This window comes from Neobacillus vireti (assembly GCF_036962345.1).
In the GTDB taxonomy this organism is placed as follows: Bacteria; Bacillota; Bacilli; order Bacillales; family Cytobacillaceae; genus Neobacillus; species Neobacillus vireti_A.
The window spans coordinates 436,940-458,628 of record NZ_JBALNB010000007.1 but is presented as its reverse complement, the minus strand read 5'-3'; the positions used below and the strand labels follow the sequence as shown (position 1 = coordinate 458,628).

General features: G+C 37.8%; 23 protein-coding genes and 2 tRNA genes. 5 read left to right on the top strand and 20 right to left on the bottom strand.

All coding sequences use genetic code 11. From position 1 onward, the window contains the following. Positions 1–94: 94 nt before the first annotated feature. Positions 95–1,531 carry a purine-cytosine permease family protein gene (locus V7108_RS09725; protein ID WP_335568054.1) on the top strand — a complete coding sequence of 479 codons (1,437 nt, stop codon included), beginning with the start codon at positions 95–97 and terminating at the stop codon, positions 1,529–1,531. Positions 1,532–1,639: 108 nt separating this feature from the next. Here V7108_RS09725 and V7108_RS09720 read toward each other — a convergent pair whose 3' ends face one another. Further along, positions 1,640–4,213, bottom strand: coding sequence for a helicase-related protein (locus tag V7108_RS09720; RefSeq protein ID WP_335568053.1), 2,574 nt, complete (start codon positions 4,211–4,213; stop codon positions 1,640–1,642). A 74-nt stretch (positions 4,214–4,287) separates the two neighbouring features. Continuing rightward, complete coding sequence (locus V7108_RS09715; protein WP_335520425.1) at positions 4,288–4,482, bottom strand: YbxH family protein; 195 nt, start codon at positions 4,480–4,482, stop codon at positions 4,288–4,290. 153 nt (positions 4,483–4,635) lie between these two features. On the opposite strand from V7108_RS09715, the gene V7108_RS09710 reads away from it, so the two are divergent. After that, the gene (locus V7108_RS09710; RefSeq protein ID WP_335568052.1) at positions 4,636–4,779 is read left to right on the top strand and encodes a BA3454 family stress response protein; all 144 of its coding nucleotides are present in this window, start codon (positions 4,636–4,638) and stop codon (positions 4,777–4,779) included. A gap of 87 nt (positions 4,780–4,866) precedes the next feature. On the opposite strand, the gene V7108_RS09705 is transcribed toward V7108_RS09710, so the two are convergent. Both V7108_RS09705 and V7108_RS09700 read right to left on the bottom strand, forming a co-directional pair. Then, positions 4,867–5,643, bottom strand: coding sequence for an arylamine N-acetyltransferase family protein (locus tag V7108_RS09705; protein ID WP_335568051.1), 777 nt, complete (start codon positions 5,641–5,643; stop codon positions 4,867–4,869). Positions 5,644–5,720: 77 nt separating this feature from the next. Further along, positions 5,721–6,164 (bottom strand): cell wall hydrolase, encoded by a 444-nt coding sequence (locus V7108_RS09700; protein ID WP_335568050.1) that lies wholly within the window; start codon positions 6,162–6,164, stop codon positions 5,721–5,723. A gap of 401 nt (positions 6,165–6,565) precedes the next feature. Between V7108_RS09700 and V7108_RS09690 the strand changes: the two genes are divergently transcribed. Then, positions 6,566–6,844, top strand: a complete 279-nt coding sequence (locus V7108_RS09690; protein WP_335513915.1) for a hypothetical protein — start codon at positions 6,566–6,568, stop codon at positions 6,842–6,844. Positions 6,845–6,891: 47 nt separating this feature from the next. Here the strand turns inward: V7108_RS09690 and V7108_RS09685 are convergent, their stop codons facing one another. The 4 genes from V7108_RS09685 to V7108_RS09670 all read right to left on the bottom strand — a co-directional run bounded on the left by V7108_RS09685 (position 6,892) and on the right by V7108_RS09670 (position 9,988). Next, entirely contained in the window at positions 6,892–7,581 is a 690-nt protein-coding gene (locus V7108_RS09685; protein WP_335568049.1) for a hypothetical protein, read from the bottom strand. A gap of 200 nt (positions 7,582–7,781) precedes the next feature. Next, the gene (locus V7108_RS09680) at positions 7,782–8,696 is read right to left on the bottom strand and encodes a VOC family protein (protein ID WP_335513145.1); all 915 of its coding nucleotides are present in this window, start codon (positions 8,694–8,696) and stop codon (positions 7,782–7,784) included. 281 nt (positions 8,697–8,977) lie between these two features. Then, positions 8,978–9,547 carry a class I SAM-dependent methyltransferase gene (locus V7108_RS09675; protein WP_335568048.1) on the bottom strand — a complete coding sequence of 190 codons (570 nt, stop codon included), beginning with the start codon at positions 9,545–9,547 and terminating at the stop codon, positions 8,978–8,980. A gap of 222 nt (positions 9,548–9,769) precedes the next feature. Next, positions 9,770–9,988, bottom strand: a complete 219-nt coding sequence (locus V7108_RS09670) for a hypothetical protein (RefSeq protein WP_335568047.1) — start codon at positions 9,986–9,988, stop codon at positions 9,770–9,772. Positions 9,989–10,229: 241 nt separating this feature from the next. On the opposite strand from V7108_RS09670, the gene V7108_RS09665 reads away from it, so the two are divergent. Next, complete coding sequence (locus tag V7108_RS09665; RefSeq protein WP_335519674.1) at positions 10,230–10,670, top strand: YaiI/YqxD family protein; 441 nt, start codon at positions 10,230–10,232, stop codon at positions 10,668–10,670. Between the two features lie 128 nt (positions 10,671–10,798). Here the strand turns inward: V7108_RS09665 and ppdK are convergent, their stop codons facing one another. From ppdK to V7108_RS09610, 11 genes are all read right to left on the bottom strand, one after another. Further along, positions 10,799–13,468: a pyruvate, phosphate dikinase gene (gene ppdK / locus V7108_RS09660; protein ID WP_335568046.1), complete on the bottom strand. Its 2,670-nt coding sequence runs from the start codon at positions 13,466–13,468 to the stop codon at positions 10,799–10,801. 2 nt (positions 13,469–13,470) lie between these two features. After that, positions 13,471–14,298 carry a pyruvate, water dikinase regulatory protein gene (locus V7108_RS09655; RefSeq protein ID WP_335519671.1) on the bottom strand — a complete coding sequence of 276 codons (828 nt, stop codon included), beginning with the start codon at positions 14,296–14,298 and terminating at the stop codon, positions 13,471–13,473. 6 nt (positions 14,299–14,304) lie between these two features. Further along, positions 14,305–14,946, bottom strand: a complete 642-nt coding sequence (locus tag V7108_RS09650; protein ID WP_335519677.1) for a helix-turn-helix transcriptional regulator — start codon at positions 14,944–14,946, stop codon at positions 14,305–14,307. 179 nt (positions 14,947–15,125) lie between these two features. Beyond that, entirely contained in the window at positions 15,126–15,935 is an 810-nt protein-coding gene (gene mutM / locus V7108_RS09645) for a bifunctional DNA-formamidopyrimidine glycosylase/DNA-(apurinic or apyrimidinic site) lyase (protein ID WP_335568045.1), read from the bottom strand. A gap of 101 nt (positions 15,936–16,036) precedes the next feature. Further along, positions 16,037–16,110: transfer RNA gene (locus V7108_RS09640), tRNA-Ile, on the bottom strand. Between the two features lie 12 nt (positions 16,111–16,122). Next, a tRNA-Gly gene (locus V7108_RS09635) sits at positions 16,123–16,196 on the bottom strand. A 72-nt stretch (positions 16,197–16,268) separates the two neighbouring features. Next, on the bottom strand, positions 16,269–16,544 hold the full coding sequence (locus tag V7108_RS09630) for a DUF1450 domain-containing protein (RefSeq protein WP_335568044.1): 276 nt from the start codon (positions 16,542–16,544) through the stop codon (positions 16,269–16,271). Positions 16,545–16,717: 173 nt separating this feature from the next. Beyond that, entirely contained in the window at positions 16,718–16,837 is a 120-nt protein-coding gene (locus tag V7108_RS09625) for an FbpB family small basic protein (protein WP_335510493.1), read from the bottom strand. 221 nt (positions 16,838–17,058) lie between these two features. Continuing rightward, positions 17,059–17,697 (bottom strand): NAD(P)-dependent oxidoreductase, encoded by a 639-nt coding sequence (locus V7108_RS09620; protein ID WP_335568043.1) that lies wholly within the window; start codon positions 17,695–17,697, stop codon positions 17,059–17,061. Positions 17,698–17,716: 19 nt separating this feature from the next. Then, on the bottom strand, positions 17,717–18,778 hold the full coding sequence (locus tag V7108_RS09615; RefSeq protein WP_335568042.1) for an LLM class flavin-dependent oxidoreductase: 1,062 nt from the start codon (positions 18,776–18,778) through the stop codon (positions 17,717–17,719). 16 nt (positions 18,779–18,794) lie between these two features. Next, complete coding sequence (locus V7108_RS09610; protein ID WP_335568041.1) at positions 18,795–19,646, bottom strand: VOC family protein; 852 nt, start codon at positions 19,644–19,646, stop codon at positions 18,795–18,797. A gap of 163 nt (positions 19,647–19,809) precedes the next feature. Here V7108_RS09610 and V7108_RS09605 point away from each other — a divergent pair, with 163 nt between their 5' ends. Further along, the gene (locus tag V7108_RS09605; RefSeq protein ID WP_335510485.1) at positions 19,810–20,130 is read left to right on the top strand and encodes a winged helix-turn-helix transcriptional regulator; all 321 of its coding nucleotides are present in this window, start codon (positions 19,810–19,812) and stop codon (positions 20,128–20,130) included. 165 nt (positions 20,131–20,295) lie between these two features. Here V7108_RS09605 and V7108_RS09600 read toward each other — a convergent pair whose 3' ends face one another. Continuing rightward, the gene (locus tag V7108_RS09600; RefSeq protein WP_335568040.1) at positions 20,296–21,561 is read right to left on the bottom strand and encodes an MFS transporter; all 1,266 of its coding nucleotides are present in this window, start codon (positions 21,559–21,561) and stop codon (positions 20,296–20,298) included. Between the last annotated feature and the right edge of the window lie 128 nt (positions 21,562–21,689).

Genomic DNA, 21,689 nt, shown 5'->3' with positions numbered 1-21,689 from the left:
TGTTACCCTCTAAACAAGCATTCAGTCTTGAAAGAGGATAGATGAATGTGAAAATTACGTTTAGAAATGGGGACAGAAAGGAAAGGATGGTTGCATGAGTGTAAACCAAACTACAGGTCTCCAAGAAAAAGAGAAAGATGATTATTCATTTGAACAGGTTCCAGAATCAAAGCGCAATATGGGTTGGTTTAGTGTCACCAATATTACGTTCGGAATTGCGACAGCCATTTTTTATTTTCAAACAGGTAGTGTAATGGCCCTTCAGTTTGGTGCGAAAAACGCTATCATTTCAGCGATTTACGCTATTATTATCGCCGGCTTATTAGGTACTGTCATTGCTTATTTATCGGCAAAATCAGGAATGAATGTCAATCTCATGTCTAGACAAGGGTTTGGCTATATAGGCGCCTCTTTAACTTCGCTCATTTACGCATCTAACTTTATCATGTATTGTGCTTTCGAAGGGATGATTCTCGTCGCAGCAGTACATGCATATTTCCCCGCAATTCCATTATGGCTGCTAATTATTGTATTCGGATCAATTGTTATTCCATTAAATTGGTTTGGTATTAAACAATTGGATAAGCTTCAGAAATGGTCGTTGCCGATTTTTGGCATATTTCTAATTCTCACGATTATTTTTGCTTACAACACACCTTCAAAATTTGACGGTAATTTTTGGACTTACTTACCAGAGGGTGTCCAAACAGGTGGTACTGCCTTACTGTTATGTATTGGTATGCAGCACGGGATTATGGGCTTAACTGCTCTTATTGCATCAGACTATGCGCGCTTTCTAAAGCCAAAGGATATTAAACTTGGCTCTATTATGATTGGATTTGTTCCACAAATTTTCTGCTTTGGTGTCATGGGGTTACTTGGAATATGGTTTGGTGTCCGTTTAGCTGAATCGAATCCTGGGGTATACATTGTCACACTTATTGGGCTAGGCGGCGTAGTATTTACGATGTTGACACAAATTAGAATCAATGTCACAAATATTTACAGTGCCTCCCTTTCATTATCCAGTTTCTTTGAGAATGTATTTCATTTCAAACCAAGTCGACGTTTTTGGGTTGTTGTCTCAGGTGTCCTATCGATCGCTTTAATGTTAGGTGGGATTCTTGATTATTTAGGAAGTGCTATGACATTCCAAGGGGTCCTATTGATGGCATGGGCAGCCATTTTAGTTACGGATGCCTTAGTCGTTAAAAAATTATTAAAAATTGTACCGATAGAATATGAAGCAAGACAAGAAAAATTATACAAATGGAATCCAGTTGGCGTTGTCCCATTAATTGTGTCAAGTGTTCTTGGAACGATTGCTGCCCTAGGGTATATGGGAACGTTCTTGCAAAATACAGCAACTTTCTTTGCGGCCATTTTAGCTTCGATTCTTACGGTAATCATTGCTATTTACACAAAAGGGAAATATTACAGTAAAAGCGAATCGAAAAACATGATTCAAAGACAAACAAAGACAAAGAAAAATAACACTTCAATAAAAGAAAGAACAGTAGAGCAAGTTTAATAGAAATGGCTTATGTTTAAATGAATGGCCCAAGAATCTATCATGAATTTGATGAGATTCTTGGGCTTTTTTCAATTATTGATTTCCGTTGAAACTGAAATCGAAGGTTTAAAAATCCTCTGCAAAGCGCTTTCTATATTTAGCATGATGGCAGGCATCACAAGTTGGAAATGAGTGATCCCAAGGGAGGTTCTTGCCACAGTTTTTGCATTTCTTGACGAACTTTTTAATATCCGTTTTTAATTTATCTTGTACCTTGTCACTCATTTCCTCACGCAGCCGCTCCCAATAAACTGCCTCTGTCCGTTCCCCCAACCGATATAAAAAGAGCAGATGCAATCCAAGGGCTTTGTAGGCCAGCTCGAGGTCCTCTAGACTTCGCTCCTTATATGGAGGTTCGGGTAGTGAATTCCCCTGAATGATAGCATACATAGTATCTTCCCACTGCCTTGTTAAAGTAGGTTCGTTTTTGGAAAAAGGAAGGTGTAAAAACCCATATAGGTCCATCAAAGGTAAACGTGCTTCAATTTCTGTTCCGGCTATTAATTGATAAAGTGATCGTTCTTCTGTCAGTGAAGCCTTTGTTGTACCTGGCGGGCTGTTAAATTTCCCCCAAAGCTCAAAGAACGTCCCTAAATCACGGTAATAACGTTGGAATCTCTCAAAAACTGAGTTGGTAGGGGCAATCGCAAACGTATGAACAGGCTCGTCCTCTTGATTTAGCAATCGTCTCATCATTCGAATATCCTTTGTGAAGGCAACCTTGCCGACCTCATAAATCCCTTTACGACCTGCGCGTCCGGCAATTTGTTTCACTTCTTGTGAAGTTAACAGCCGCCTTCTTGTTCCATCAAATTTCTCATTTTCTAAAAATACAATCCTGCGTATCGGCAGATTTAAGCCCATTCCAATTGCATCAGTTGCAACCACTACCTTTGTTTTTCCACTGTTAAATTGTTCAATTTGCTTTTTTCTAGTTTCTGGCGGCATGCTCCCATAAATCATGCTGACAGTATGACCATCATTTTGCAGTCTAGACGCTGTTTCAAGAACACGCCTCCTCGAAAAACAAATCAGCGCATCTCCTTTTTTTACATGTTTAATATGAAATTCCTTCGATTCGACTTCGAGTGGGATTTCACGGCTGTACTCATGGATGAGGATATCCGATTCACCTAAGAGTTGTAAAAGCATCGGTTTAGAATTCCGGCTACCAATAATATGTACCTCTCGCGCATTTGCTTTTGTGATTGCTTTATACCAAGAAAAGCCACGGTCTTTATCCGTAATCATCTGTGCCTCATCAATCACAACTACTTCATAATTTTCCATTTCATGAAACATTTCGACAGTGCATGAAAAGTGATTAGCACCAGGTACAATTTTTTCTTCTTCCCCCGTTTTTAACGAGCATGGTGTTCCTTCCGCATTTAATTTATCATAAACCTCAAGTGCTAATAGTCTGAGCGGAGCTAAATATAAGCCGCTGTTTGCCTTCTTCATTTGTTCAAGGGCATGGTGTGTTTTCCCTGTATTCGTTTCTCCAATATGAAGGACATAACGAACCCGTCTCCCGAACGATGGATTGTATTCCTGACCGAAAATATCCTCCATCATCCGCTCTTCTTCTTCTCTTTTTTGTTGTAACTCTGCTTCCTCCTCCGCCTTCTTTCGTTCTCTATCAGCAAAATCCTTTTCAAAGATTAGCCGGTGAACATTAAGGTCAAAAGGAATCTGAGCTATCTTCAAAAGATCCGACAAATATTCCTCTTGAATATCTTCGATAAAATAGTCTTCTACTTCAAAAAGAAGCTGATTTATACTGCCCTTAATGAAAGCAGGAGTCAGTTTTTCACCAAAGGTTTCTTGAAACTGTTTTTTTATTTGGTCAGGAAGCTTTTCCAGAACCTTTTGTGGAATCATTTCTGAAAGATAGTCTGAGATTAAGCTTTCATAAACGAAAAAATACGTTTGGTACTCATATAAACTTCGACCCCAATTTACCGTCTTATGAATATCCCCTGTTAATTCTTCAAAGAATGTTGCAACTGTTGTATAGGAATCCGGATTAAACTGCCCCTCATTGACTAATTTTTCTTCAAGTGCAAACGTATCCACCGATTGGAACTTCACATTGTTCTTGATATCTGCAGCTAATTGAATGGCGGTAAAATGCCTTACATAAAGATAAAACTGAGCATACTCGTTCTCAAGCAAATCACTTGAGGTTTCTACAATGGCCGCACGAATATGTTGGCGCTCGTCTTCAAGACGGGACATCTCCTGTCTTTTTAAAAAATCAGCTTTGGATTGCTGGTATCTTTGCTCCCATTCCACTTCTTTGCCTGTAAAGTTTTCTTTCGTCCATTTAAGTACATCAAATGGCTGATATTCTCTCATTTCATCCCGAAATAGTTTGTTAATAAGCTTTCGGTCCACACCTTGGACTTCATAGCCTTTTTCACGTAAAAACTCTTTTTTCTCATTCTTCGGAACATCATTTGTCACCTTATTTAACCAGACATTAATCCAAATTTGCTCTAGATAATGTCCGCGTGCGGTTAAATATTCATTAAAGGCCGGTAAACTTTCTTTTGCTTCTAAAAAGTGGTTCATGTCCTCGATGATTTTATCCTTCGTATGTTCAACGGCTTGAGGGTATACGGCGGTTAATTTATTCATTTTCTTCCCACCTTATCCATTATGTAGTAATTTTATTATAACAAAAAACAAGAAACCGAACGAATATTCGGTCTCTAAATTTCCTTCTGTTTGCAGTAATCATTTACTAAATCCTCTATTTGATTAAGTTCAGGAAAATCCCCTGAAAACTCAAACTTAATCTCTTCAATAAAACGCTCTTTATTATTATAAACATGAATGGCACCGTTTTGGTGGCTGACGCTGAATTCTGGTACAAACCGAAACCCGTTTCGTTCAATCGCTCCCATGATGAATCCCCTTTTTTGAGTTTTTTTTAGTATTTACCACAATCCCTTGCAACTATTAAATAAAACTTTACATAAAATCCATCAGAACTTAAAGAATTACTTTTACAATAGAAGTACAAAACCCATTACTATAAAAGAAGGAGATGGAACAAAATGTGTGAGTATACTATTTATGTACAATTTAAGGGAAAAAAATATCAAACCAATGTAATTGCAAATAAAAACAAATCAGAAGAAGAAATTTACCAAATAGCAAAAGAACAAGTTATGAAACAATGGGCAATTAAACATTTATAATTGCTAAAACTTCTCATTACTTGCTTTATGTACATACTAAGTTATAGAGCATTCCTTTTCACAAAGAAATGCTCTATAGTTTAAAGATTATAGATTAAAATATCCTTTTCTTAATTTACTGAATCTCTTTTCATCAATCTCTTCCTTTATCATTTTTCCATCCTTCCATTCAGTAAACGAGGAATCTGTTAAAATGATGTTCCCTTTGTCTGTGATTTTAGTTATTAATGGCTTCTTATTAAATGCTGATCCTGGATGTTCAATGATGATTTTTTGGACTTCATTTAAATTCGTTATATCATGAAATCCTTCATTAGAACGAAAAGCGTATCCGATTTTCCAATCCTCATCTTTATGCTTTAACTTCATGTACAAAATGTAATCACCATGTTCACTATCAGTTTGAACCACTCTAAATTCACCAGTTTTAGATTCTACCGTCTTCCCGTTTAAAGGAACCGGCTTTAAAGGCAAATTACCCCCAAAACCCGTATCGACTAGATATACCTGACCATCAAATGTTAAAAGATTTGCAACATGGGTATTCCCAGTTACACTCCATTGTTGCTTCATATGGTCATATACCACCGCTCGGATTAACGTGGAGCTAAAGTTGTTTTCCTTTAAAAAAAGGTAAAGGATAGCATTTAATTCATAACAAAGTCCACCTTCATTTTGTTCGAGGATCTTACTCATTATCCTTTCTTTTGTGATTTCAGTTGATCTATTTTCCATAATACACAAATTCTCAAATGGAATAGCTTTGGCTGTCTTTTCAAGAACCTTGTCTAATTTTTCAAAGGTAATGACCTCATATTCTTGGATTCCTATTCTTCTACGGAATAGTAAGTTTAAATTGTTCAATCCTCCCGCCTCCTTATTTCATTATTGTTTGGGCACACTTGCACATATATGTAAAAAAGCCTACTCAACGAGTAAGCTTAAGCTCCCTTATAAACACTATCACATGTATTAGCTTTTGGCTCATAATAACAATGCTGTTTAAACTGTCCGGAATGAGGTTGGCCATACCAGGTTGGAGGGCATGGAGCATATGGATTAAAATACCAAAGGGAGTATTTTGATGGGTGTTCTCTCCAATAATCCAAATTCTGTTTGGCTAATCTCTTTTCAGCCGATCTCGCTCTTTGGTAAAATACATTTCCTTTTTGAACAGCTTCAAAGGAAAAATTTCCTCCTTGGACTTGAAAGATAACATCGTTAACGTTTCTTACATCTTTAAAGTCTAAACAATCTGCTTTAACACGATTAACGATGACATTTCCAACCATTAACATCCCTAGTTTTCCTTCGCCTTCGGCTTCTGCTCTCATCATCCTTGCCATTAAGTCAATGTCTGAACTTCTGTAATTTATTCTCGGCATTCTTTTCACCCCAAAATATAGTATGAAAAGAGGCTGGATTGATGTCATAGTTTTTATCATTGGTTATGAAGTTGAATTTTTAGCCTTAAGCTGCTTTAACGTCGCTATGTTAAGAAAGCTCACAATCACTAATAACAGCCAAGAACTCGGCTCCCAACCAAAACGAACAAGTTGATTAAAAGCTCTCATAATTTAGGCCTCCTACGTTTTTTTGAAATTAGGTAAGTTCACCTTATTGGAAATACGATTAACTATTTTGTTTAAATAGTCACTTACTGATTTAATATTGTTTTAAAACCAACACACTATATATTGATTTGCAATAAAATATTAATGAATTTTATCATATTATTATTGTTTACTTTTTACTAAACGAAACAATAACTGGGTAAAATAACCCAATGAAAACAGAACAACAGTGGGTTAAAGAGTATGTTCAACGAACGGAAAAGCCATTACCACTAGTCTTAGGTACACGAGGCACCTGGTCAGCGAATGGGAAACCGATGATTATCTTAATTGGATTTACGATTGTCGATGTACTCTTATTAGGAGATCTTTATGGTGTTGCCAACCATCCTGTTCGGGCCATGAAGCTGGAGGAATTGACTTATTATGCCATCAATATCATCGATAGGAAGAAAATTAAAGAAATAATCGAAGAATGGAAAAAAGTGTAGGAGACGAACGTATCGTTTGTCCACTACACTTTAACAAAATGATAGCGCTATTTCACATATCTTAAGCTATCGACGATTTTCACTGCTTCTTTAATAGGACCTCTATAAAATAAATGATAAACATAGCCATTATCACTTTCCCAAGAAATGCTTGTATTTGCAGCACGTCTTGTTCCAAGAATGGTGATATGCCCTTCATGAACGTTTTTGTCCTTTAGCCACTTCACCTGCTCCATTGCGTTGAACAACTCATTTGCTTGCTGATAGGGCTCATCTCCGTTATCACCATCAAAAAGCATGACCCATGGGCCGCGCTTTGCATAAATGATTGATCGTATCCACGGTTGAATCCATAACTTTGCTCCATCCTTCTTTTTGTAATAGACAAAATTACTCGGCCTATCACTGGTTGACATACTTCCAACAAAACCCGATAATTCTCCTACTTCACTCGATTCAGGGTGATGAAATAAAGCTGAATCGTTTGCTCGATAAGGTTTATTCATCGATAAAAAATAGATTGTGTACCCATTTTCATAAGACTTTACCTTTACAGACGTATATTTATTTGATTCCACAGTTTGTTCGCTCCAGTATGTGGGCAAGTACACAGGAACATTCGTATTATGTTTTATACCATTTGCGACTGGTTGTAAAAAAGACACAAATGCCCGCGGCTTTTCTAGTGCGGTCAGAAACAATAAACAAACAAGGCAGAGCAAGGCAATCTTCTTCAATCTAACACCTCTTTTAACACATGTTTCTTTTATTATTGGCAGTAACAATATGAACTATTTTTATATAAACCAACTATATGTTTCAAAACTTTGCTGATTCAATAATAAAAGGCTGCCATTGGTGGCAGCCAGCTCTAAAATCATCAACGTCATCACATAATTTTTTAAAATTATTAGAGCCTATCACATCAAGAATTCTGTTATCCGTTGTATGCTTTTCGTAATTCCCCAAGATCAAATTTCTTCATTGTAAGAAATGCCTTTGTTACACGAGCTAGTTGCTCAGGAGTACTCTTGCTCATCATCTCGTCCATCTCACTTGGGACAATCTGCCATGATACACCATATTGATCTTTCAGCCAGCCGCATTGTTCGGCTTCTGGAACGGCAGAAAGCTTTTCCCAGTAGTAATCAATTTCTTCTTGTGTGTCGCAGTACACCATAAATGAGATTGCCTCGTTAATACTGAATTTATGCTCGTGCGCACTATCCATTGCGACAAACCACTGATTTTCGAGCATGAAATCTGAGAACATGATGGTTCCTTCTTTGTCAGGCTCCATGCCTTTTGGGTAACGTGCGATATGTCCCATCTTTGCATTCTTGAATACGGATAAATAAAAAGTAAATGCCTCTTCTGCATTGCCGCATTGGTCGCCAACAAACAAAAGTGAAGGCACTATCGCAGGCCGCTCTTCACCTTCTGGATTGGTAAGCATCAGCTGCCAGGATAATCCATATTTATCCTGAATCCAGCCATACTTCTCACTGAAAGGATACGTATCAAATGGCATTAAAGCTGTTCCACCTTCTGATAATTTGTTCCAAACCTCATTTATTTTTTCACTCGCATTTTTATCTCGCGATGGATCAAAATTTACGATAAAAGATATGGACGGATTGATCTTGAAATAAGGTCCTGCGCTAATTGCCATGAGCTTCTGCCCCCATAGGTCAAAAGTTACAATATCGGAGTCTCCTGAAGGTGTATCGTGGATCGTTGATATATTTGTAATTTTTGAATCCGGGAAAATGGAAGTGTAAAACTCAGCTGCTTCCTTTGCCTCCTTGTCATACCATAAATGTGGAACGATTCTTTGATTTGTTTTAGACATATATATTTCTCCTTCGTTTTATAAAGATTACTATCCTGTATTATTTCTTGCTATCCGCCAGTATTTCTCGCCATCCGCCAGTATTTCTCGCCATCCGCCAGTATTTCTCGCCATCCGCCAGTATTTCTCGCTATCCGCCAGTATTTCTCGCTATCCGCCAGTATTACGGCTCAAGTTCTCAAATTTTGAGGTATCTATGTAAATTTGTCGTTCAAACCTATTATTCTGTTGCAGCCCCATTATTAAAAAACACAGGAGCGTTTAATCAACATTTGTAATCTTCATTTTCTTGCTACAACAATTAATGCGGGTGAATTTGCTGAATAAGGTCCTTTTTCAAAGTCACCATATGTTTCGATTGTTTGAAACCCACTATTTTTTAGTATGGGTAGTAATTGTTGTGACGTAATAGGACATAAAGAAGTCGTATTTGAAATAGATTGTCCATTTGAAGTTATTGCAGTAGTAAATAAAACCTTATCTTCTGATATGTCATATCGGCGTTTAAATTTAAAATTTTCCTTTTGAATAATAGGAAATGCAAAATCTTGTTGATTTAATACTTTTTCAAAGATAACAATTTGACATATAAAAACACCATCATCATTCAATTTCCTGTGTACTTGGTGAAGAAATCCGTTCACTTCCTCTAAGTTGTTTAAATGAACTAGCGTATTTCCAATACAATAAATACCATCAAAAGTTTCTTCAAATTCACCTATTTGCTGCATGGTTTTCGTAAATACATGAATGGGATGGTCAGTTACTTTTTCACGAATTTGATTAGCCATTGTTTCCTCAGGTTCCGTGGCTGTAACGTTAAATCCTTCTTTTGACAAGAAGAGTGCCATATTACCGTACCTGCACCAACGTCGAGCAATAATCCTCCCTTTTTTAAATTGGATACTAAAAAGTTAAGAGCTTTTACATTAGTAGGAAAAATTTCATCATAATAAGGTGTTAAAGAACGATAAAAAGTCAATTAATTTCACACCTTTCATTTTAGTTTTTCTAAAACTTATTTATATAATTGCAAGTTATGGGTACACAATTTATCCTTCCCCCACATTGGTTCACAATCTAGGGAAGTCATGATAGTTATCTTTTTTACTATCTTTTTTTAGACCAAACTTGTTCACTCCATAAAATATAATAATAATCTGCAATCCATTTTCTACAAACTCATTTAATTGTATCCCCCAAATAGAAAAAGTAATACCTAAGATTAAAACAAGAATGATGGCAAGTACCCAAAAGATAACGCTGACAAGAATTAATCGAACTAGCCCCATTTTTCACCAGCCTTTTTATAGAATTTAACTCCGTTTCGTAATTAAAAGGTCAAAATAATACTAACTTATATTGAATCACTAACCACATTTTACCATATGTATCTAACTAAACTATCAAATTAAAAGCTTCATTAGGATTCATTATTTGCTACATAGTTTTCAGGCAAAGCCTCTTAATCGTTTGACAAAAACTACGCCTGCCTTTATCATCAACTAAAACTTATTTATTGGAGAATTAAAGATGAAAATTTTAGTTGATGCAGATGCTTGTCCAGTAAAAGATATTATTATTTCTGAAGGCACGAATGCTGAAATTCCAATTATCCTTGTTACAAGCTTTTCTCACTTTTCAACAGCGGAACAACCATCTGGAGTGGAAACCATTTATGTTGATTCTGGAGCAGATGCTGCGGATTATCGGATTATGAAGTTAGCAGAAAAAGGAGATATAATCATTACACAAGATTATGGTCTTGCTTCACTAGGCTTAGCTAAAGGATGTACTGTTCTTCACCATATCGGGTATACCTATACAAATGAAAACATTGACCAATTATTACAATCACGTTATTTGAGTGCGATGGCTCGAAAAAGCGGTAAGCGTACAAAGGGACCCAAACCATTTACATCAGAGGATAAGGAGAAATTCAGGGAGCTTTTTAAAAGAGCGATTTCACACTAAGTGACCGCTTCCCTACATTTTACATGTTCACGATCTCTCATTCATCTAATAAACTATAAATCAAAGCAAAAACCGGCTCCTGCTCAAAAGGGGCCGGTTTTGCTAGGATACCGTGGTATCCATCTATATTATGCGGTTGTATAAACTTCTTCCTTATTTAATTCATGGCGAATCGTTGCTTGTGCTGCGGCTAATCTTGCCAGCGGCACTCGGTATGGTGAGCAGCTTACATAATCCAGTCCGGTTTTGTAGCAGAAATCAATAGACGATTTTTCCCCGCCATGCTCGCCGCAGATACCTGTTTTTAATGCAGGCTTTGCCGCGCGGCCAAGTTTTACGCCCATTTCTACTAATCTGCCAACGCCATCTTGATCAAGGACTGCAAACGGATTCTCAGCTAGTACCTTGTTTTCGATATAATTCTGAAGGAATTTCCCTTCTGCGTCATCACGGCTGTAACCGAATGTTGTTTGCGTTAAATCATTTGTACCAAACGAGAAGAAATCAGCTTCTTCGGCAATTTGGTCAGCTGTAAGGGCTGCTCGTGGAATCTCAATCATCGTTCCGATCGTGTATTCAAACTGCTTTCCTGTTTCTTCCTGCACTTTTTCAGCTGCATCAATCACAAGCTGACGCATTTGTTTTAACTCATTTACATGACCTACCAGAGGAATCATAATCTCAGGCTGAACTTCCAAGCCCTTATCTGCTAGTTTAGCAGCAGCATAGAAAATAGCTTTTGCTTGCATTTCATAAATTTCTGGGTAAACCATACCTAGTCGGCAGCCGCGGTGACCGAGCATTGGGTTGAATTCATCCAATTGACGTATCTTTTTCAACAGTAATTCTTTTTTCTTTAAATCTGGTGAAGCAGGGTCAAGAATTTGCAGCTTTGTTACTTCGACGAGCAACTCTTCCTTATCTGGTAAGAATTCATGTAATGGCGGATCCAATAAACGAATAGTAACTGGGAATCCTTGCATGGCTTCAAAAATTCCTTCAAAGTCACCTTGCTGCATTGGAAGCAGCTCATCCAGCGCTTCCTTACGCTCGTTATATTTCTCAGCCAGAATCATTTTTTGAACAATTGGAATTCGTTTCAAATCCATAAACATATGCTCCGTACGACATAATCCAATTCCGCCGGCACCAAATTCAAACGCTTTTTGAGCATCTTCTGGATTGTCGGCATTGGCACGTACACCCATTTTTCGTTCTTGGTCTGCCCAAGCGAGTAACAACTGGAACTCATCAGAAAGCTGTGGTTCAATCATTGGAATTTCGCCAAGCATAATTTCACCAGTAGAACCATCAATGGTGATGACATCGCCATAGTTAATCACCTGCTCGTCAACCTTAAATTGTTTCGCTTTAAGGTCAATCTTAAGTGCCTCACACCCACAAATACACGCTTTCCCCATACCACGTGCGACAACAGCTGCATGGCTCGTCATACCTCCACGGCTTGTAACAATTGCTTGCGCCGCAACGATACCATGAATATCATCAGGAGTAGTTTCAGGTCTGACAAGAATAACCTTTTTACCTGCATTCCCTAATTCCTCGGCTTCATCTGCATCAAAGACAACTTGACCAGTAGCCGCACCAGGTGATGCCGGCAGACCTTTTGCTAATAATGTCCGCTGATATTTATCATCAATTCGGCGGTGAAGCAGTTGATTTAATTGATCTGGGTCCACACGAAGCAGCGCTGTCTTTTTATCAATGATTCCCTCTTCGACCATTTCCACCGCAATTCGAATGGCAGCTTGCGCAGTCCGCTTGCCATTACGTGTTTGAAGAATAAATAATTGACCACGTTCCACGGTAAATTCAATATCCTGCATTTCCTTATAATGCTGCTCAAGACGTCTGCATGTTTCAGTAAATTGCTTGAAAACCGCAGGCATTTCGTCTTTTAAGGTTTGAATTGGTTGTGGTGTACGAATTCCCGCGACCACATCTTCACCCTGAGCATTGATTAGGTATTCACCGTATAGTTTATGTTCGCCGGTAGAAGGATTTCTCGTAAAGGCGACGCCAGTACCAGAATCGTTACCCATATTACCGAACACCATGCTTTGAATATTTACAGCTGTACCGAGGTGATCAGGAATTTTATTTAAGCGGCGGTAAACAATGGCACGCTGATTATTCCAAGAATCAAACACCGCGTTAATGGCGAGAAATAACTGTTCCTTCGGATCCTGCGGAAAATCTTTTCGTGTATGCTTTTTAACAATACCCTTATACCCTTCAATGACTTCTTTCCAGTCCTCTGCTGTCATCTCTGGATCGGCATGATAACCTTTTTGCTCACGCGTTTCTTCTAATAATTGTTCAAAATAAAAAGTGTTAATATCAAGAACCACATTACTAAACATTTGAATAAAGCGACGGTAAGAGTCATAGGCAAAGCGAGGATTGTTGGTTAATTTCCCCATCCCGATAACCGTTTCATCATTCATACCCAGGTTTAGGACTGTATCCATCATCCCCGGCATGGAAAATACAGAGCCTGAACGGACTGATACTAGTAATGGATTTTTAGCGTCCCCGAGCTTTTTCCCCATTTTTTCTTCAAGGGTACTTAATGCTCCTAGTACCTGACATTCAACTAAAGATGGAATCATTTTTCCCGCATCATAATAAGCATTACATGCTTGCGTCGAAATGGTAAAACCATAAGGAACAGGTAACCCGATATGTGTCATTTCCGCAAGGTTAGCTCCTTTTCCTCCAAGCGTTTCTTTCATATTTCCATTACCCTCATGAAACAAGTAAACAAACTTTTCCATCATTATAAGCTCCTCTCTTTTTTCAACACTTCTAAAATTAATCCTGCAGTTTCTTCTATTGCTTTATTGGATACATTGATAATTGGACAGCCGACTCGCTTCATGATTTTCTCAGCATAATCCAGTTCTTCAAGAATTCTCTCGAAGCTTGCGTAACTTGCTTTGGAACCCAACCCTAATGCCTTCAGTCTTTCAATACGGATTTCATTTAATTTATTTGGCGAAATAATTAATCCAATACAATTTTTTCTTGGAATTTCGAACAGTTCATCGGGTGCTGGAACCTCAGGAACCAACGGAACATTCGCAACCTTAAAGCGTTTATGTGCCAAATACATCGATAAAGGTGTCTTCGACGTCCGCGAAACTCCGATTAGAACGATGTCAGCCTTAAGGATTCCTCGCGGATCACGTCCGTCGTCATACTTGACTGCGAATTCGATCGCTTCTATTTTTCTAAAATACTCTTCATCTAGTTTTCTCATTAAACCTGGCTGATGATGCGGTTTTTTGTTAAAACTAGCCGTGAACGCATTTATTAATGGACTAAGCAAATCCACAGCGTTAATGTTTTCTTCTGCTGCACGACGATCTAAATACTCTTTTAAAAAAGGTACGACAATCGTATAAGCGATAATCGCCTTTCCATTCTTAGCTAAAAGAATAATATCCTCAATATCCTCTAAATCCTCCACATAGGAATTGCGGCGAATCTCAACATTTCCACCATTAAATTGTGTTGCTACAGCTTTTACTACAAACTCAGCCGTTTCCCCAACTGAGTCTGAAACCACATAAACAACTTCTTTTTCTACAAAAATCGCTGCCACTCCCCTTTATACCGAATTTTGCTCCATAATTTCTAGATATGCTCGTGTAATCGTTGTTTTTGTAATTCTCCCAATCAACAAATATGTATGATTGCCAGGATTGATTTCTTTCACAACTGGTAAGGAGTCAATGTGATTGGTGATCATCTTATTAGCAGCTTCTAACAATGTTTCTTCAGATGTGATTGTGATGATGTTAGGCATTCTCGTCATGATGACGCTGCATGGCAATTCTTGCAAATCCTGATTGCCAATCGCTGTCCGCAGCAAATCCTTTCTAGAAATGACCCCCGCTAGATAACCACTGCTATCAACCGCATACAGTGTTCCAACATCTTCTAAAAATAATTGGACGATTGCGTCATATACGGAGGTAGATTTATCAACAACAATTGGACGAGCTTTGTAATTGACAACCTTTTGGTGCAGGAATTTTTCTGCCTGAAGCTTTACTTCATAATTATGATTAAAAAAATAACCTACCCGAGGTCTGGCGTCCAAATTTCCCGCCATTGTTAAGATTGCTAAGTCTGGTCTTAATGCCGCCCTCGTTAGAGAAAGCTTTTCTGCAATTTGTTGTCCCGTAATAGGACCGTTTTCTTTCACAATCCTCAGAATTTCGTCTTGGCGTTTCGTCAGTTTGATCACATTTACCCCCTTTTCGATTTTATTTATGCTATAATTTTATTAATAAAATATAAATGTGCTATACTTATTTATAATTAGTATATTACATTTATACACTATGCGATACTATTTGTTCAACATATTTTTGACAAATAATCAAATTCTTCAAAAAAAACCCTATCTCAGCGATAGGGTTTTTTTTATTTTTGACAATTTGAACAAAAAAAGGTTTTTCGCGAAGAAATCATTTCTTTGATGATCGTACCTCCACATCGATTGCATTTGTCTCCTTCTCGGTCATAAACCAGACAGCGATTAGTGTAGCCGCCAGTAAGGTTGTCTCCTTGAAAAAGTGGATTATCCATGTAACCGCCGAGCTTTAACGCATTTAAGAGAACATGCCTCATCGAATGGTAGAGCTGGATTCGTTCAGGTTCACCTATATCTTCAATACTCCGTTTTGTTTTAATTCCTGCGTGATAACAGATTTCGTCTGAATAGCAGTTCCCAATCCCTGCAATAAACTCCTGATCAAGCAGTTTTGTTTTTATTTTACTTCTTCTTTCACCAAGAAGATTTAAAAATTCCTGCACCGTGAATGATGGTTCTAATGGTTCAGGACCTAAATCAGCAAGCTCCTTTTGAACAGTCTGTTCATTATGTAAATGCAAATAACCAAGCCGCAATCCGATAAAATAAAGATGGTACTGACCGAACGATAAGCGAACCTGAATTGTCCTTTCCGGTTTGTCTTCCTCGGTACCAAAATACATCCAGCCGCCAAGCATTAAATGAAGCAACAAAACTTGTTTATTATCTAAATGAAATAATAAATGCTTCCCTCTTCGATCAACAGTAACAACCCTCTGATTGGCGACCGCACGAATAAAATGATTGGGATCGACATTTACTGATTTGTCTCGATTTATTTCTACTTCTGTAATCATTTGACCAGCAATTTTTTGATTTAATAATCGTCGATAATTTTCCATCTCTGGAAGCTCAGGCATGAAGTCACCTCCTCCATTTAGCTTTTCACTATATTTTCCTCATAAACACGCAAAAAAACCGAACTTTTTAAAGTTCGGTTTATGTATCAATATTTATGAAGTGGGCCTAAATGGACTCGAACCATCGACCTCACGCTTATCAGGCGTGCGCTCTAACCAGCTGAGCTATAGGCCCATGTAGATGAATTGGAGCGGGTGATGGGAATCGAACCCACAACAACAGCTTGGAAGGCTGTGGTTTTACCACTAAACTACACCCGCAAATTGGCTCCATTTAATTCCCCAATGAATTAGTACATGAAATATTATAACAACCTTCACACGAGTTGTAAACTACTTTTTCTCTACTTCAAGTTGTTTAAATTTTTTCAATAATTCTTGTGAATCGGTTGCTGTAATAAATTCTCCATTAACAATCGCATAGGGAGTTAATTTGCATTCCTCACATCTGCTCTGACAATGGTATTCTTTAAATTCGATATTTTTTTTACTAAAAAAGCTGCTGTATTCATTTTGTAAATCGTCTGATAGAAATCGATCTAGATTTTTTTCACAAAAATCAATTTTCAACTTTCTTTCTTTCGCAAAAAGCTTCTTAATAAAATTCATAGGTTACACAACTCCACTTAGCTTTACTATGTTTTGAGTATAACAATAAAAGCTAAACAATTCTTCATTTTTGATTTAATAGTAATTTTACTTTTTTCGTATAAGCACACAAAAGAGCAACCTTTTTTATGATAGGGTTGCTCTTTTGCTAATGACTATTCAGGAAATAGATATCATTTCGAATGTTTCTTATCAATTTTCGCCTCGATTCTCTCCATTGCTTTTTCGTCACGTTTAATTTCCTGTTTATTGTCATCTACTAATTTCTTAAAACTTATATTACGTTTTCTCATTTGCTGTTCCACCTTTCTATATTCCTATTATACTAAAGTTGTTTAAGTTATCATAAGTTAAATATTACAATTTTTTGAACATTTATTAAATTTATTGAATTAAGACAATCGATTTTCAAAAATATGGAATAAAGAAAGCCGCCCCAAGGGCAGCTTTACATTTTAATTAAAAGAATATATTAAATACCTGGAACGCTTAAAGATAATTTTTGAACCACTTTTTATTCCGCTTCCCCAACGACTGTAAATCTTTCATTAACATGCTTAGGATTTTCGACTTCATCTATTACTGCAATTGCAAAGTCTGCATAACTAATATAACTGTCACCTTTTGAATTAACGAGAAGGTGATCTTTCCCTGACTGATAATATCCTGTTCTTTTCCCTTCAGGATTAAATACAGCAGAAGGGCTAATAAAAGTCCATGTTAAGTCAGCTGTTTCCTGTAATTCTTGCAGATTTCTTCCTTGACCCATAGCTGTTGGTTTAACAAAATCCGGGAATTCAGGAGTGTCAATTAAACGTACCGTTTTGTTCTCATCGACAAAGAGACTTCCTGCTCCGCCAACAACGATTAATTTGGTACTCGTTCCTTTTAGTGCCTCAATTAACGCATGACCTGCATCCACATGTGCCTGTTCTTCTCCAAGCGGAGCACCAAAGGCGTTTATAACAACGTCAAATGCATTTAAATCATTCGTTGTTAATTCGAACACATTCTTCTCAATGACTGCTGCACTTTTATCTTGAAGCTTAGACGGATCTCTTACGACGGCTGTTACTTGATGCCCCCTGCTTACAGCTTCTTCCAAAATCAGACTTCCTGCTTTTCCACTTGCTCCTATCACTGCGATATTCATCCTCAATTCCTCCTGTTCATTATTTACTTGTTGCCTTTTTAACCACTGGGGCAACCTCAGTTGCTAATAATTCAATGTTTTTGACTACTTTATTAAAAGGTAGTCCGCCTATATCCACTTGCGCTAGGAAACGTGTGTGACCAAAAAGCTCGTGCTGTCTAAGAATCTTTTCGACAATTTGCTGCGGGCTTCCTACAAACAGTGCTGTATTTGGACTTGCCATATGCTCGAAATCATCCCTTGACATCCTAGTCCCCATCCCTCTTTGGCGATTCACATAGTACCAATAATTTGAATAGTAAGGAAAGAATTCGTCTTTAGCTTGCTGTGTCGTGTTAGCAAGAAAAGTATGCCCTGTTACACCGACTTTTAAGTCTTCTGGTGAATGGCCTGCTTCCAACCCGGCTTTACGGTAAATATCAACAAGCGGCTTGAACCGTACGGGATCTCCACCTAGAATGGCAAGCGCCATGCCTACCCCGAATCTTCCGGCACGAACGGCACTTTCAGGGGTCCCGCCAACACCAATCCAAATCGGCATTTGCTCTTGCACCGGACGTGGTGAAATTTCCGCATTCCTTAAAGCAGGACGATAATCCCCCGACCAGGTGACCCTCTCATTTCTATTAAGTTGGAGAAGCAAATCCATATGTTCGGTAAAAAGCTCATCATAATCATTTGTGCTATACCCAAAAAGAGGGAATGATTCAATAAACGCACCTCGGCCAGCTAGGATTTCTGCTCTTCCATTAGAAATCAAATCCAAGGAGGCAAAATCCTCGAATAAGCGAACAGGATCAAGCGTACTTAACACACTTGTTGTACTGGTTAATCGAATACGCTCGGTTGCTTGAGCAATGGCAGCCAATATAACCGCTGGGGATGAGACGGCATAATCTAACCGATGATGTTCTCCTACACCAAAAATATCCAAACCAGCTTCATCCGCAAGCCTTGCTGCTTCAATGATCTCTTTTACTCGCTGCTGCGCTGTAATCGATTTTCCCGTTAGCGGATCCGGACCAATATCTGCAAGTGTGTAGATACCTATTTCTATACCGTTATTTTCAATCGTTGACAATGAGATACCTCCTATCTTATATGGCTAACTCCACTCGATTTCCAGAAGGATCATGCGTTACAAATGTATTGTTTTCTTCCATAACATTCGCACCAATCTGTCGTAAATTCCTTATTATTTGTTTACGTGCTTCTTCGTTTGGCAAAATGAGTGTGAAAGACTCTAGTCCTACACTATTTTTCGCCGGTGCTGGTGCCCCTATTCCATTCCAAGTATTGAGTCCAATGTGATGATGATACTTTCCAGTTGAAATGAAAAGCGCCTGCGCACCGTATCGATTAACAACATCAAATCCAAGTCCATTTACATAAAATTCTTCTGTTTTATTTAATTCAGAAACATGTAAATGAATATGCCCCATTACGGTTCCTGCCGGCATTCCATTCCAAGTTGTTCCTTGAATCACAGTAGTTAGTAGATTTTTAAAATCAAGCGGATCTACTGTCATCGCCACTTCAGTACCCTTCCAGCTCCATTCTGAAGGATCCCGATCAATATATATTTCAATACCATTTCCATCCGGATCATTTAAATACAATGCCTCACTTACAAGATGATCCGAAGAGCCAAATTTTATCCCTTTATTCACCAAGTGAATGACAATATTGGCTAAATCTGATCTTTTTGGTAAAAGGATCGCAAAATGATATAAACCTGTTGTTCTTCCTTTTTTCGGAATTACATTTTCAGGTTGTTCCAAAGACAAAATACTTGTTTTACCATCGCTTGTTAGTTTTGCTGTAGCAGCCGTTTGTTCTAAAATATCAAAACCCAAAACATCTTGATAAAAAGTTAGAGAACGCTGTAAATTTTCCACCTTGATTTTAACATGCCCAACAAATGTAGTTGGTTTAGTGTGAAATCCCATTCATATACCCCCAAGAGTCATTTTTCATGTTGAATATTTTTTATAGTTACTTTATGTAACTAACTTTATTAGAGTAATTAGTTTTTGTCAAGTAACTATGTTTATTTTTGTAATCTTAATTTGCAATTTTGTGGTATACTATATATGAAGAGGTGTTATTACTATGAAGCAGCCAACAATTTGTCCAAGATTCGAAAAAGCCATTTCGCTTTTAAGTCAACGATGGACAGCATTAGTGATATATCAATTATTATCAGGTCCGCAACGGTTTAGCGAAATTCAAACAGCGATTGGTATAAGTGGAAAAGTCCTGTCGGAGCGGTTAAAGGATTTAGAGCACCAAGAAGTTGTTAAACGGAAGGTTATCCCGGAAACCCCTGTAGTCATTGAATATTCATTAACCGAAAAAGGACATTCACTTGAAACGGTTTTGAGAGAAATTGAAAACTGGTCACAGCTTTGGGTTCCTCCAGTAAATGAGTGATCATTCTATACTAATAACCAAAAAGACATTTCCTTGGTGATTCCTAATTGAAATCACTTTTGAAAATGTCTTTTTCATTTTGGGAATACATAAAAACACCCCAAGGTATTGATTTACCTACCTTGCGGGTGTTTAAAAGTAAAATTTTATAGGAGGACATGAAGATTAAGAAGTACTTAAAACGGCTTTATTGACTTTTTCCTCTTTAATTAATCGGACCCCTATAAGTCCCATCAACGAAAATAGAATAGAGATGATAAATCCATAATGATAGCCAATGTGGATTGAATCTTTAGGAAATAGATCAAGTACATATCCGAAAACAATCGGCAATAAAACAGCACTTAAAAATCCACCCATATTAGAAAATCCTGTCACAACCCCCACTTCTTTGATAGGGAAGGATTCTCTTACGATTGCGAAAGTTAACGAGCTTGCTCCACTGCAAAAACCTATGATGACGAACAGAACCATCACCGCAATATAAGGAGGTTTCTCGCCGAATAAAAACAGGACCATCCAGCTTATCAACACAATAATATGGACAAGGGTGTATATTTTTTTATTCGAATTCAGTAAACTTGTAACCCAGCCGATGGATAAGCCCCCCATCATGACACCAAACAGACCAAACATGATCAACTGACTTGACTCTGAAAGTGAAAGTCCCAATACGTGAATTCCATATGGAACTCCCCAGGATCCAATAAATCCGATATAGGTACCTACCAACCCAAAATGACAGAGAAAGGTTGCCCAAGCTTGACGAGTAGAAAAGATTCTGCGGAGGGTCAACCATACATTTTCCCGGTCTCTAACAGGCCTCTTTTTTCCTTCGAAATCTTCTTTAAAGATTGTTTTAGGCTTTGAAACGAGAACGGTATAGAGAAGATAGGATGTTATCACTAAAATAACTCCAATGCTAAGGAATGTCGTTCTCCAGCCTGAAAGTGAAATCCAGATGGAAAAAGGAAGCGTAGCTGCAAGTGAACCGAGTCCCCCAGCGAGAGAAATCAGTCCTAACAATTTTATAAATTCATTTGCCTTAAACCACTGATTTAAGATTAAAATTAGATTGACAAAAATAGTTGCATCTCCTGTGCCAACTAAAAGTCGAGATAAAATCAATACATATTCATTTGGTGCAACACTATAGAGCAGGCTTCCCAGCCCAGTTAGAAGTGTGCCGAAAATCAGAAAATGATTGGGACCATAACGGTCAGATAATAGACCCGCCGGAATTTGAAAACCTGCATAGGCTAAAAATTGAATACTAGTTATAAGGCCTATGAGGGAAGCTGAAACGTGAAACTCATTCATTAATTGGTCAGTAATAAGTCCGGGAGCTGTTCTTTGGCTTACGATTAAAAAGTAAGCGAATAAGGCCGTACCAAATACGACCCATCGATAGCCGCTCTCCTGTTTTTTCATCAAGGTGTCACTTCTTCCATTTATAAAGTTCTACTGTATCAGGGTATTGTGTTCTTAAATATAAATTCTACCACCTTTATCCTTTTACTTAAAATAAAAAACACCCACAAACTTCGTTTGCGAATGTT